13 protein-coding genes are annotated in these 12,731 nt (G+C 30.3%); 7 read left to right on the top strand and 6 right to left on the bottom strand.

The annotated features are described in order from the left end of the window. The 3 genes from porG to L1S33_RS01185 form a co-directional block, all read right to left on the bottom strand. Complete coding sequence (porG, locus tag L1S33_RS01195; RefSeq protein WP_240551356.1) at positions 1 to 699, bottom strand: type IX secretion system protein PorG; 699 nt, start codon at positions 697 to 699, stop codon at positions 1 to 3. 101 nt (positions 700 to 800) lie between these two features. Next, complete coding sequence (locus L1S33_RS01190) at positions 801 to 1,700, bottom strand: NAD kinase (protein WP_240551357.1); 900 nt, start codon at positions 1,698 to 1,700, stop codon at positions 801 to 803. A 33-nt stretch (positions 1,701 to 1,733) separates the two neighbouring features. Then, complete coding sequence (locus tag L1S33_RS01185; RefSeq protein WP_240560873.1) at positions 1,734 to 2,393, bottom strand: CBS domain-containing protein; 660 nt, start codon at positions 2,391 to 2,393, stop codon at positions 1,734 to 1,736. A 58-nt stretch (positions 2,394 to 2,451) separates the two neighbouring features. On the opposite strand from L1S33_RS01185, the gene L1S33_RS01180 reads away from it, so the two are divergent. Both L1S33_RS01180 and L1S33_RS01175 read left to right on the top strand, forming a co-directional pair. After that, on the top strand, positions 2,452 to 3,165 hold the full coding sequence (locus tag L1S33_RS01180; RefSeq protein ID WP_240551359.1) for a pyridoxine 5'-phosphate synthase: 714 nt from the start codon (positions 2,452 to 2,454) through the stop codon (positions 3,163 to 3,165). Then, positions 3,166 to 3,933 carry an alpha/beta fold hydrolase gene (locus L1S33_RS01175; RefSeq protein ID WP_240560872.1) on the top strand — a complete coding sequence of 256 codons (768 nt, stop codon included), beginning with the start codon at positions 3,166 to 3,168 and terminating at the stop codon, positions 3,931 to 3,933. Between the two features lie 312 nt (positions 3,934 to 4,245). On the opposite strand, the gene L1S33_RS01170 is transcribed toward L1S33_RS01175, so the two are convergent. Continuing rightward, positions 4,246 to 4,785 (bottom strand): hypothetical protein, encoded by a 540-nt coding sequence (locus L1S33_RS01170; protein WP_240551362.1) that lies wholly within the window; start codon positions 4,783 to 4,785, stop codon positions 4,246 to 4,248. A 26-nt stretch (positions 4,786 to 4,811) separates the two neighbouring features. Beyond that, entirely contained in the window at positions 4,812 to 5,381 is a 570-nt protein-coding gene (locus L1S33_RS01165; protein WP_240560871.1) for a hypothetical protein, read from the bottom strand. Positions 5,382 to 5,481: 100 nt separating this feature from the next. Here L1S33_RS01165 and L1S33_RS01160 point away from each other — a divergent pair, with 100 nt between their 5' ends. From L1S33_RS01160 to dnaG, 5 genes are all read left to right on the top strand, one after another. Next, positions 5,482 to 5,826, top strand: coding sequence for a phage holin family protein (locus L1S33_RS01160; RefSeq protein ID WP_240551364.1), 345 nt, complete (start codon positions 5,482 to 5,484; stop codon positions 5,824 to 5,826). Between the two features lie 142 nt (positions 5,827 to 5,968). Then, entirely contained in the window at positions 5,969 to 7,291 is a 1,323-nt protein-coding gene (tig, locus tag L1S33_RS01155; protein ID WP_240560870.1) for a trigger factor, read from the top strand. 126 nt (positions 7,292 to 7,417) lie between these two features. Then, entirely contained in the window at positions 7,418 to 8,077 is a 660-nt protein-coding gene (gene clpP, locus L1S33_RS01150; RefSeq protein WP_240551366.1) for an ATP-dependent Clp endopeptidase proteolytic subunit ClpP, read from the top strand. 38 nt (positions 8,078 to 8,115) lie between these two features. After that, positions 8,116 to 9,354 carry an ATP-dependent Clp protease ATP-binding subunit ClpX gene (clpX, locus tag L1S33_RS01145; protein ID WP_240551367.1) on the top strand — a complete coding sequence of 413 codons (1,239 nt, stop codon included), beginning with the start codon at positions 8,116 to 8,118 and terminating at the stop codon, positions 9,352 to 9,354. Positions 9,355 to 9,427: 73 nt separating this feature from the next. Then, on the top strand, positions 9,428 to 11,446 hold the full coding sequence (dnaG, locus tag L1S33_RS01140) for a DNA primase (protein WP_240560869.1): 2,019 nt from the start codon (positions 9,428 to 9,430) through the stop codon (positions 11,444 to 11,446). Positions 11,447 to 11,898: 452 nt separating this feature from the next. On the opposite strand, the gene nadE is transcribed toward dnaG, so the two are convergent. Further along, positions 11,899 to 12,687 carry an NAD(+) synthase gene (nadE, locus tag L1S33_RS01135; RefSeq protein ID WP_240560868.1) on the bottom strand — a complete coding sequence of 263 codons (789 nt, stop codon included), beginning with the start codon at positions 12,685 to 12,687 and terminating at the stop codon, positions 11,899 to 11,901. Between the last annotated feature and the right edge of the window lie 44 nt (positions 12,688 to 12,731).

The following is a 12,731-nucleotide window of genomic DNA, read 5'->3' as shown; positions in this document are numbered from 1 at the left end:
TTATCGTGCGTCTGTGTAACAAGCAGGTCTTCCAAAGGTGTAAACTATTGAAATTCCCGTAAACATATACCAATCATTATCTGTACCGCCAAAATCTAAATTAATAGCTGCATTGTTTGGTGCATAATACGGTCCAGTATAGTCAATATCATCAACTAACGCATATCTAAATTTTGTTTCTACTGCGTAAGCTAAGTTTCCAGATAGTAATCCTTTTATACCTAAACCAAAAGGTAAAGCATAAGAAATAGAATTTCTTAAAATTATATTTCCATTAAGGTCAATTCTTTCAGGTTTTTTATAGCTGAATGCTGCTGCTTCTACTAAAATATATGGAGTAAAAGAAGTTTTGTGTTCAGAAATGTTATACTCAAAAAAATTATATTCTAAACCTATTGCCAACTCATGTATTGTGTTTGTAAAACTAATACCACGTTGTTCTCTGTATGGATTTGAGGCATTTGCATCATCACCTTTTGTAGGTAAATAACTATATGTTCCTCTAAAAGCCATTCTTGGGTTATAATTGTATTTGTAAATTAATCCTCCAGCTATGCTGTTTGGACTTATGTAACTTGTGCTACCAATGTCTCCAACATAATTAGATCCACCTACAAAAAAACCAATCTCATGGATTTGTGAAAATGAAATGCTTGTAATACAAGTAAATAGTAAGCTTAAAATATGTTTCTTCATCATTAAAAATGCGTGCAAATATAGGGAATTGAATTCGCTTTAGAAAGTTAATAAATAGTCTTTTTTGATTAACTCCTTTTTTGCTTTTTTATTGTAAAGTGTAACTAAACATTTGTTTCATTACGTGTGTCTTCTCCCCATAATAACTTACTACGAAGTGTTCTTAGGTAAGACTGGTTCTTTGGAAGTATGCTTTTTATAGTAAAAGGTGCCTTTTCTATAAAAACCTTGGTTTGTTGTGGTACCGTTGCTATTCTTGAATCTAAAGAGATTAAAAAATCTTTTTCTCGTGCACTTATTTCTAACTGAATTGTTGTTTTGTCAGGTATAACCATTGGTCGTGCGTTTAAATTATGCGGAGCAATTGGTGTTACAACTAAACTTTTAGAATCTGGTAATATTACAGGTCCGTTACAACTTAAAGAATATCCTGTAGAGCCCGTTGGTGTTGATATTATTAAACCATCTGCCCAATAATTTGTAAGATATTCATTGTTAAGATAGGTTTTTGCGCCAATCATAGAAGTTGTGTTTTTACGTGCTATTGTAACTTCATTTAAGGCAAAATTAATTTCTGAAAACTCTTTTGTTTCAGGGCTTGTTTTTATTTGCAGTAAAGTTCTTTCTTGTATAGTGTATTCTCCTCGTAAAACACAGGCTAAACTTTCTTCTATAGCATCTTTTTTTATGGTTGCTAAAAAACCTAATCTTCCAGCATTTATACCAATAATAGGTATGTTTAAATCTCTAATATAAGTTACTGCTCTTAAAATGGTTCCGTCTCCACCAATAGTAATCATTGCATCAAAAGAATTACTTAAGTCGTAGAATGAAGCAAAAGTTGGATACTTTTCTTGTATTGAATTATTGTCTTTTAGTAATTCGTAAAAGTCTTTTTCAAAAAAAGCAACAATGTTGTTTTCGGAAAGTACAGATAATAATATCTGAACTTCTTTTTCAGAAGTAATAGTGTAAGATTGTCCGTAAATAGCTACTTTTTTCACAAAAATATTTTTTGATTAAATGACTTTTAAAGCCTACATTTCTAAGTATTTCTTAAGGTAATCTGACCTGTTTTTTAAATCTTCCAAGTAAGAATCATCTTGATGAACTGTTACAACTGTATAATCGTATCTCCTAAAAGTTTGAACTATTTCATTCAATTCTTCTGAAATTATTTTAAGTGTAACTTTTACTGTGTTTATGGATTGTGATGAAATATACATGCCTAATAATTTGGCTTTGTTAGATTCTACAATCTGAGAAATTTCACTCATAGAGTAATCGTCAACATTTTTTTCTACAATTATAGTTTCGCTTTCATTGTGTAGAAAAGGGCTATCTGCAAAAGCATCTAAAATATCACTTAATTCATAATAACCAATATAGTTTTTTGCTTCGTTTAAAACCGGAATAATATTACAATCATTATCAGCAAAAAGGGTAATTAAGTCTAAAAGTGTTGTTTTTTCATCCGTAAAAAAATGATCTAACAAATATGAATACTCTTTTAATTCTCTATTCTTATTTTCAATAGTTCTTAAATCTCTTTCAGGAAAAGAACCAAGTAATTTACCGTTTTCAACTACAGGAAAGTGAGAGATAGGAACGTCTTTACAAAGCCTTTGAGCACTTTTTACAGTACTTTGCAGTGTAAGAGGATTAATGTATTGTGATATGTAATCGGTAATATTCATTGCTACGAATATAGTTTAAAATGTTTGAATGCGTTACTTTTGTATTTTAAAATATAAGATGACAAAGTTAAGTGTAAATATTAATAAAATAGCAACATTACGTAATTCTCGTGGTGGAGATGTGCCTAATTTAATTAAGGTTGCAAAAGATATTCAAGAATTTGGTGCTCAGGGAATCACAATTCACCCAAGACCAGATGAAAGACATATTAGATATCAAGATGCTTACGATTTAAAGCCAATTGTTTCTACGGAATATAATATTGAAGGAAATCCGATTGATAAATTTATGGAGTTAGTTTTGGCTGTAAAACCAACACAAGTTACTTTGGTTCCCGATACTATTGGTCAAATTACCTCTAATGCAGGTTGGGATACAGTTAAGCATCAATCCTATTTACAAGAAGTTATTGCAGAGTTTAAAAACAACGGAATTAGAACTTCAATTTTTATTGATACCGATTTAAAATTGATTGAAGCGGCAGCAAAAACTGGTGCAGATAGAATTGAATTGTACACAGAAGAATTTGCTACACAATTCGATTTAGGCAATAAAGATGCAGTAAAACCATATACCAAAGCTGCTGTTTTAGCACACGATTTAGGTTTGGGTATAAATGCTGGCCACGATTTAAGCTTAGAAAACATTAAATTTTTCAAACAAAATATTCCAAATTTAGCAGAAGTTTCAATAGGACACGCTTTAATTGCAGAAAGCTTGTATTTAGGGTTGGAAAACGTTGTTAATATGTATTTACACAGATTAAAATAAATGGAAATTCTTCATTCACGTATTATAGGCGAAGGAAAACCGTTGTTAATTTTACACGGTTATTTTGGAATGGGCGATAATTGGAAAACGCACGCGAATAAATTTGCAGAAGACGGTTTTGAAGTTCATTTAATAGACCAAAGAAACCATGGTCGAAGTTTTCATTCAGATGCTTTTGATTACGAGTTGTTAGTTGAAGATTTACATAATTATATTGAGCATTATCAATTAGAAAATGTCAATTTACTTGGGCATTCTATGGGCGGAAAAACAGTAATGTTGTTTGCGGTTGAATATCCTGAATTAGTAAATAAATTAATGGTTGCAGATATTTCTCCAAAAATGTATCCGCCGCATCATCACGATATTTTAGATGCGTTAAATTCTGTTGATTTTTCTGTTCATAATTCTAGAAAATTAGTTGATGCACAGTTGGCTAAATTAATTCCAGAAATTGGAGTTCGTGGTTTTTTAAGTAAAAGTTTGTTTTGGAAAGAAAAAGGGCAATTAGCCTTCCGTTTTAACTTAGAATCGCTTACCGAAAACAATAACGAAGTTGGAGTAGCCTTACCTTCATTTACAACTTTCGAAGGCGAAACGTTGTTTTTAAAAGGTGAAAATTCTGGTTATATTTCTGTAAATGAAGAACCAATTATTGAAGCTCATTTTCCAAACTCTAAAATTGTATCGATTGCCAACTCAGGTCATTGGTTGCATGCAGAAAATCCTACAGATTTTTATAATGAAGTTGCTGCTTTTTTAAAGTAAGAAAGCTTACTTCATGTCTAAATTTAGTTTAGGCATTGTAAGTTCAAATAAACTTTCTGGATGTATTAATCCCCAAATTATAGGTGTTAAAAAAAGTATCCAAACAATAACTAGTAAAACTTTATTCTCAGCCTTTTTATTTAATAGAAAAATTAAAAATAATACTATTAAATAATACTATTAAATAATACATGAATAACACACCTGTAGAAGCTGCAATAATTGAAATCATTGATTTAAATGAAATTAAAACTAAGGTTGCAATTAGTAAAATAACAAGTATAATGATGGCGCTTGTTTTTAAGAATTTAATCATTTTTCTGCATCTTTTTTAGGTAAACTTCTTGTAATAACAGTTGCTTTTTTAGGATCTGTTCTTAAGAACTTTATTGAAATAGAATCCCCTAATTCAATCTTGTTAAAAACGGTTTTTTCATCAACATAAAAACTATTGTTGTATGTTTTGTTTCTGTAATTGAAAGTATAAGAAACTAAGTAGTTAAATTCTTCAATCTTGTTTATTTTACTTCCTGCTTTTTGGGTGTAAGAAGTATCTTCTATTTCTTTATGTGTAACTGTTGCTTTTGAATAATAACCATATTTTTTAGCCATTTCTTGCTCATAATAATATAGTAAGCTAGACGGCATTGTATAAAAGATAATAAAGAGAGGAATTCCTATAAATAGAATTCCAAAAATAAATATATAAGCCGAAAGATTTGTTTTAGCTGCAAAATATATAACAGTAGAGCCAACAATAATAAATGGTAAACAAAGAAGTAAAATAGGAGCATTCTTTTTTAAAGATACTAGTGCAAATTTTAATTTATCTTTAAAAGGAATTGTTGTCATTACTTATTTAAGAGTATAAAGAATATTTATTTTTTTTGAATTAGTATTTTGCTAACTTCAGTTTTATTTAAATTTAATATTTCATGATGAGAATCCGATAATATTGTAATAACTTTTTGATCAGGTAAAATCATTGCAGAAGTACCGCAAATTGCACGTTCTTTAAATAAAAGATTAAGTAGTGTTTTTGTTGAATCTAATTTAATCGTTTTATCCCATTTTTTAATTTTATTAAAATTTTCCCCAGGTTCCTTGTAGCTAAAGTAGGAAATGGTTGGTCTTGTCGAAGAGAGTAATTGTGTATTTAGATTGTGTTTAAGGATAAACGATTTAATGTATTCTGGCCTTTTTTCATCTAAAAGGTTCCAGCAATTCTCGTTGTTATATGAATATTCAATAATAATAGTGTCCTTAATTTTTTGGGTAGCTTTTTTTGCTAAAAAATCTTTAACAGCTATATAGGTTGAGTCATTTAGAACAGATGCTTTAATTTTATTTTTATCTCCATTTTTGTAGAGTTTTGTGGAAGACTTGCAGTTTGTTAAGATGATTGATAAAAAAAATAATGTGATAATTAATTTGATTCTTTTTTTCATAGGTTTTGGATTCAGTAGCATTCAAACCTACAAAAAAATTATCAAAACTGCCAAAACTGCAGTTTTTTAACTTTGGTATAATTATCGCTTTAAAATAAGTATGAAAATATTTTTAAAACTCTTATTAACTGCCGTTGCGGTAGTTGTATTATCACAAATTTTACCAGGAATTACCGTAGCAAATTATGGAACAGCAATTTTGGTAGCGGTTACAATATCGTTATTAAACATGTTTGTGCGTCCATTATTGGTATTGTTTACTCTGCCGGTTACCATACTAACATTAGGTTTATTCCTCTTTGTAATAAATGCTTGTATAATTTTATTGGTAGGTAATTTAATAACAGGTTTTGCCGTAAGCGGATTTTTAACAGCACTTTTATTTAGTGTGTTGTTGTCCATTTTTAGATCATTTCTATTTTCATTATTGAAAGAAGAAAAGTAAAAAAGAGATTCAAGATGTTTAAAATCAAGCTTCAAGACTTAAAAACGAAACTAAAAAGTCTTTATTCTTGTGTCTAATTGTCTTGTTTCTAAATAAATAAAAACGTAATTTTGCACCCGATTTTAAAGAAACATATTTTAAGATGAATATCACAAAAGAAAATGTAGATGCGTTAAACGCAGTTGTAAAAGTAAATATTGTAGCAGAAGATTATAATGACGCTGTAGCAAAAGTATTATCAAATTACCGTAAAACAGCCAATATTCCTGGTTTTAGAAAAGGTCATGTACCAATGGGAATGGTTAAGAAACAATACGGTAAATCTGTAATGATTGATGAAGTAAATAAGCTTTTACAAGAATCTTTAAACAAGTTTTTAGTAGAAGAGAAATTAGATATCTTAGGAAATCCGTTACCAAGAGTAAAAGAAGATTTTAACTGGGATGCCGATGAGTTTTCTTTTGAATTCGAATTAGGTTTAGCACCAGAATTTGATGTAAACTTAAAACCTAAAAACAAAGTAACACAATATAATATTGTTGCTACAGATGAATTAATTGATAAAGAAGTAGAAAATATTCAATCTCGTTACGGTAAAATGTCTTCTTTAGAGGAAGCTACAGAGCACTCTAATGTAACAGGTACTTTTGTAAACGAAGAAAAAGGAATAGAGAAAAAATCTACATTCTTAGTAAACGATTTAAAAGGAAAGAAAAACGAAAAGAAAGTAATAGGTGCTAAAGTTGGTGATGTTATCGAATTAGATACTAAAAAACTATTTGAAGACGATCATAAATTACAGCACATCTTAGGTATTTCTCATGAAGAAATTCACGATTTAGATATCAAAGTTACTTTAACTGTAGAAGATATTACAAAAACTGAACCAGCAGATTTAGATAAAGAATTGTTTGATAAATTATTTGCTGACGGAAGTGTAAATACTGTTTCAGAATTAAGAGAAAAAATTAAAGAAGACGCAGAAAAGCAGTTTCAACAACAAGGAGATCAGCAGTTATTAAATGCTGTGACAGAAAACTTAGTAGAAAATACAAAGTTTGATTTACCTGCAGAATTCTTACAGAAATGGTTAGCAACAGCTGGTGAAAAAGAATTAACATCAGAAGAAGCAACAGCCGAATACGAAAAGTCTGAAAAAGGTTTACGTTACCAATTAATCGAAGGAAAGATTATGAAGGATAACGATATTAAATTAGATTATGCAGAATTGGTAGACTATGCAAAAGGATTTATCCGTACGCAAATGGCACAATTTGGTAATATGAATCCAGAAGAAAAAGAATTGGATGATATTGCTGGTAGAATCTTACAAAACCAAGAAGAAGCCCAGAAGTTACAATCTCAATTAATTAGCCAAAAATTATTGGCTTTCTATAAGGAGAACATGAACTTTAAAACAAAAGAAGTTTCTTACGAAGACTTTATCAAAGAAGTTTATAAATAAGAATTTCTTTTTATAGTAAAAATAAAGCCTGGACGTTAGTTCAGGTTTTTTTAGCGACAAACGTTAATAAAAGAGTTAGAAATAGTTCTTATATTTACAATTCAAATCATTAAAATAAAACTCAAAATGGATTACGGAAAAGAGTTCGAAAAATACGCAACAAAACATCACGGAATTAACAGCACATACTTAGGTAAAATAACAAGTAGTTTAACGCCATATATTATGGAAGAACGTCAAATGAACATTACTCAAATGGATGTTTTTTCTCGTTTAATGATGGATAGAATTATATTTCTTGGTACAGGAATTAACGACCAAGTAGCAAATGTTATTCAAGCGCAATTATTATTTTTAGAAAGTGTAGATGCTAATAAAGATATTTCAATATACATTAATTCTCCAGGAGGAGGTGTTTATGCAGGTTTAGGTATTTATGATACTATGCAATTTATAAAGCCAGATGTAGCAACAATTTGTACAGGAATGGCAGCTTCTATGGGTGCAGTTTTAATGTGTGCAGGAGCAGAAGGTAAAAGATCAGCTTTACCACACTCAAGAGTTATGATTCACCAACCATTAGGTGGCGCTCAAGGGCAAGCATCTGATATGGAAATTACTGTAAAAGAAATTGGTAAATTAAAGAACGAATTATACAATATTATTTCTAAGCATTCTGGTCAATCATTTGAAAAAGTAGCCCAAGATTCTGATAGAGATTACTGGATGAAAGCAGACGAAGCTAAAGCTTACGGAATGGTAGACGAAATTTTAACAAGAAAATAAAAGCTAACGGCAACAAGCCAAAAGCTAAAAGCTAAATTATGTCGAAAGAAGAAAACTTACAATGCTCGTTTTGTGGTCGTAAAAAACCAGAAACAGATTTACTTATTGCAGGTGTAGATGCACATATTTGCGATAAATGTATTGAACAAGCACATGGTATTGTAGAAGAAGAAATAGCCGAAGCAACCTCTACGAGTTTGTCTAAAGATTTAACGTTAAAAAAGCCAAAAGAAATTAAGGCGTTTTTAGATGAATATATCATTGGACAAGATCAAACCAAAAAATCGATGTCAGTTGCTGTTTACAATCACTACAAAAGATTGTTACAAGTAAAAGACGAAGAAAACGAAGTAGAAATAGAAAAATCTAACATTGTTTTAGTTGGAGAAACTGGTACAGGAAAAACTTTAGTAGCAAGAACAATTGCTAAAATGTTAAACGTGCCATTTTCAATTGTAGATGCAACCGTTTTAACACAAGCAGGTTATGTTGGAGAAGATGTAGAAAGCATTTTAAGCCGTTTATTACAAGCTGCAGATTACGATGTAATAAAAGCGCAAAGAGGTATTGTATTTATTGATGAAATAGATAAAATAGCTCGTAAAGGAGATAATCCTTCAATAACAAGAGATGTTTCTGGAGAAGGAGTTCAACAAGCTTTATTAAAATTATTAGAAGGTACAGTTGTAAATGTTGCGCCAAAAGGCGGAAGAAAACATCCAGACCAAAAATTTATTCAAGTAGATACTAAAGATATTTTATTTATTGCAGGAGGCGCATTTTCTGGAATTGATAGAATAATAAGCAAGCGTTTAAATATGCAAGCTGTAGGTTTTAGCGCTTCTTTAGATGATGATAAAGTAGATGATGATAATTTATTACAATACATCATTCCTTCAGATTTAAAAGCATTTGGGTTAATACCAGAAATTATTGGTCGTTTACCTGTGTTAAGTTACATGAATCCGTTAGATGCTAATACATTAAGAGCAATTTTAACAGAGCCTAAAAATTCAATAATAAAACAATATACAAAGCTTTTTGCAATGGATGATGTTGCTTTTTCTATGACAGAAGATGCACTTCTTTATATTGTTGGAAAAGCAGTTGAATATAAGCTTGGAGCTCGTGGGTTACGTTCACTTTGTGAAGCTATTTTAACAGATGCAATGTTCGATTTACCAAGTTCTGACGAAAAAGAGTTTGTAGTAGATTTAGAATATGCAGAGAGTAAATTGACAAATACAACACTTAAAAAGCTAAGGGCAGCTTCTTAGAAAAATATAATACCTAAAAGACAAACCTCACAGTGTATAAAATCTGTGAGGTTTTTTTTACATTTGTAATCTTATGATAACCAAACAAACCATAGACCGTGTTTTTGAAACTGCAAGAGTAGAAGAGGTTATTGGTGAGTTTGTTCAGCTAAAAAAAGCCGGAAGTAACTTTAAAGGATTAAGTCCCTTTGTGGATGAAAAATCACCATCATTTATGGTGTCTCCAGTAAAACAAATCTGGAAAGATTTTTCTACAGGAAAAGGTGGAAATGCAATTTCTTTTTTAATGGAACACGAACATTATTCGTATCCAGAAGCCATACGTTGGTTGGCAAAAAAGTACAATATAGAAATTGAAGAAACCGAACAAACCAACGAAGAAAAAGAGAAAATTAATGAACGAGAAAGTATGTTTTTGGTATCTAAATTTGCCAAAGACTATTTTCATGATTTAATGCTAAATTCTCAACAAGGTAAAGCAATAGGTTACAGTTACTTTAAAGAACGTGGGTTTACAGAAGAAACCATAAAAAAATTCGAACTTGGTTATTGTAAAGACGAGTGGGATAATTTCACCAATGCAGCTTTAGATAAAGGATACGATATAAAATACTTAGCTTCTACAGGTTTAACAATTGTTAAAGAAGGAGGTAAGCAATTCGATCGATTTAAAGGACGTGTTTTGTTTCCAATTCACTCAATGTCTGGTAGAATTTTAGGTTTTGGTGGAAGAATTCTAACCAACGATAAAAAAGCAGCTAAATACTTAAACTCACCCGAAAGTGATATTTATCACAAGAGTAAAATTCTGTATGGAATTTATCAAGCCAAAAAAGAGATTGCTAAACAAGACAATTGTTATTTGGTTGAAGGTTATACTGATGTAATTTCTTTTAATCAATCTGGAGTAGAAAATGTTGTTGCGTCTTCTGGAACAGCTTTAACTTCAGATCAAATTCGATTAGTAAACCGATTAACAAAAAATATTACCGTACTTTTTGATGGTGATGCAGCCGGAATTAGAGCTTCCATTCGTGGAATAGATTTAATTTTAGAGCAAGGAATGAACGTAAAAGTAGTTCAATTTCCTGATGGAGAAGATCCAGATAGTTTTGCAAAGTCACATTCTGATACCGAATTAAAAGAGTATTTAGATTCTTCTGCGAAAGATTTTATCAATTTTAAAGTTTCACTTCTATTAAAAGAAGCAAATAATGATCCGGTTAAAAAAGCTGGATTAATAAGAGATATTGTTACCAGTATTTCTAAAATCCCAGATGCAATTCAACGAGAAGTGTACGTGCAAGAATGTTCTAATATTATGGACATTTCTGAACGTGTGTTGTTTAGTGAATTAGCACAGATTATAAGTAAAGAAGCCACTAATCAACGAAAGAAAACAAGTTCAAGAAGTAATTCTAATGTAGATCCAAATGAACCGCCGCCAGAGTATTTCCTCGAGCAAGAGCAAGCGCAAATGGGCTTGGTTAAAGGAGGTGTTTCTTCAGAAAAGGTAGATCAGCTTTTGATTTTAGAAAAAGAAATTATTAGAATTTTACTGCTATATGGAAATGAAGAAGCAAATTTTGTTGACTTTATTGAAGTGGAAGATGAAAATGGTAAAGTAACTATTGAAAAAGAAAGTCATACAAACCAAGTTTCAAAAGAAGTCTATTTACATTTACAAGACGATGAAATTGAGTTTACAAATCCGCTTTTTCAAGAAGTATATTTTGAAATGATACATCAATTAAATCAAGCTGAAAAAATAGATGTAAATCAACTTACAAGTCATAAAAACGTAGAGATTACCTCTTTAGTAACTTCTATTTTAATGGATGAAGAAGATCCTAAACGACAGCTAAGTGATTGGGAGCGTAAAAATATTTATGTAACTGAAGCTAGTAAAATTTTGCCAAAATTAATCTCAGATGCAGTTTTTAATATTCGCAGAGTGTTAATAGATAGAAAAATTGAAGACTTAATAACTCCAGATCCTACTGAAGAAAAACCTGTAATTAACTTAGAATTAATACAAGATTATACCAATCTTAAAATTAAATTATACGAAAAATTAAACAGGGTGATTTAACTGTATTAATTAAAGTATTTTACCTGCTTTAGTGTTAACTAATTGTAAATTAGTATTATTGCTCTTTATTTTCATTATATTTGTCTTCTAAAATTTCCGTGAAAAAGAATTTAAAATATAAATTATGAAAAGAGTACTTCAAATATTGAAGCTGCTTAAGCTAATAATAGTTCTTCCTTTTGATGTTATTTCAACAGGATCAAAAAAGCGAGCATATCGTAAAATTAAAAAAACAATGATAGCTGCAAACTTACTTTAAGTTCCAACTTGTTTATTGTGACTTTTTAAGTCTTTAGGTGTCAAAAGTATACCTAATAGAAATAAAAATGTATAATATTTATCAAATCTTACTTGTTGTAGCGCACTTTATTTTATTACCATTTCATATTATTTTTACTGGCTCTAAAAAAAGAACGTATAGGCGTATCAAGAAATTAATGATACAAGCTAATTTACTTTAAGTCATTAGGGATTTCACAAACAGGTATTGGTAACATTTTATGCTGATTTATGGTGTTTAATCTTGTGTAGATTTTAAAAACTTCTAATTCTCTACCATTAAAATCTGCATTAACTTTACCTTCATCTTGCATTTTCATTGCCCATTCTAGTTCGTCATAAGAAGCGCCAATTTGATCTTCATCAGTTCTACTGTCGCCAAACAAGCCATCTGTTGGTTGAGCGTTTTGAATAGAATCAGGAACTTCTAAATGTGCAGCTAAAGCAAAAACTTCAGACTTTACTAAATCAGCAATCGGACTTAAATCTACACCGCCATCTCCGTATTTTGTGTAAAATCCAACACCAAAATCTTCAACTTTATTTCCTGTTCCTGCAACTAAATAACCGTGTAAACCAGCAAAATAGTATAAGGTTGTCATTCTTAAACGAGCTCGTGTATTAGCTTCTGCTAAAGCAACCTTAGCTGCATCTTCAGTTTGCGGAACATTAGTTTTAAAATCTTCAAACGTAGATGTTAAATTTACTTCTGCTTCACTAACATTTTTAAATCGCTTTTTAAGTTGTGCAATATGTTCATTTCCTCTATTAACTTGGCTTTCTGCTTGGTGTATTGGTAATTCTACACATAAAGTAGGAAAACCTGTTTTTGCACATAAAGTAGATGTTACTGCAGAATCTATACCGCCAGAAATACCAACAACAAAACCTTTTACTTTTGCATTTTCAGCATAATCTTTTAACCATTGTACGATGTGATTGGTAACTTTTTCGGTATTCATTGATAAACTATTTTAGTATTTTTGACGTTATATTTTGAATAGCT

Source organism: Tenacibaculum aquimarinum (assembly GCF_022478115.1).
Classification (GTDB): Bacteria; Bacteroidota; Bacteroidia; order Flavobacteriales; family Flavobacteriaceae; genus Polaribacter; species Polaribacter aquimarinum_A.
The sequence above is the reverse complement of the archived record's forward strand: the minus strand, read 5'-3'. Positions and strand labels throughout refer to the sequence as shown.

Bases quoted from the DNA above. Each gene is read 5' to 3' on its own strand.
- L1S33_RS01170 (WP_240551362.1), bottom strand. From the start codon at position 4,785: ATGACAACAATTCCTTTTAAAGATAAATTAAAATTTGCACTAGTATCT.
- L1S33_RS01160 (WP_240551364.1), top strand. From the start codon at position 5,482: ATGAAAATATTTTTAAAACTCTTATTAACTGCCGTTGCGGTAGTTGTA.
- nadE (WP_240560868.1), bottom strand. From the start codon at position 12,687: ATGAATACCGAAAAAGTTACCAATCACATCGTACAATGGTTAAAAGAT.
- L1S33_RS01180 (WP_240551359.1), top strand. From the start codon at position 2,452: ATGACAAAGTTAAGTGTAAATATTAATAAAATAGCAACATTACGTAAT.
- L1S33_RS01185 (WP_240560873.1), bottom strand. From the start codon at position 2,393: ATGAATATTACCGATTACATATCACAATACATTAATCCTCTTACACTG.
- porG (WP_240551356.1), bottom strand. From the start codon at position 699: ATGATGAAGAAACATATTTTAAGCTTACTATTTACTTGTATTACAAGC.
- dnaG (WP_240560869.1), top strand. From the start codon at position 9,428: ATGATAACCAAACAAACCATAGACCGTGTTTTTGAAACTGCAAGAGTA.
- L1S33_RS01175 (WP_240560872.1), top strand. From the start codon at position 3,166: ATGGAAATTCTTCATTCACGTATTATAGGCGAAGGAAAACCGTTGTTA.
- clpP (WP_240551366.1), top strand. From the start codon at position 7,418: ATGGATTACGGAAAAGAGTTCGAAAAATACGCAACAAAACATCACGGA.
- tig (WP_240560870.1), top strand. From the start codon at position 5,969: ATGAATATCACAAAAGAAAATGTAGATGCGTTAAACGCAGTTGTAAAA.
- clpX (WP_240551367.1), top strand. From the start codon at position 8,116: ATGTCGAAAGAAGAAAACTTACAATGCTCGTTTTGTGGTCGTAAAAAA.
- L1S33_RS01165 (WP_240560871.1), bottom strand. From the start codon at position 5,381: ATGAAAAAAAGAATCAAATTAATTATCACATTATTTTTTTTATCAATC.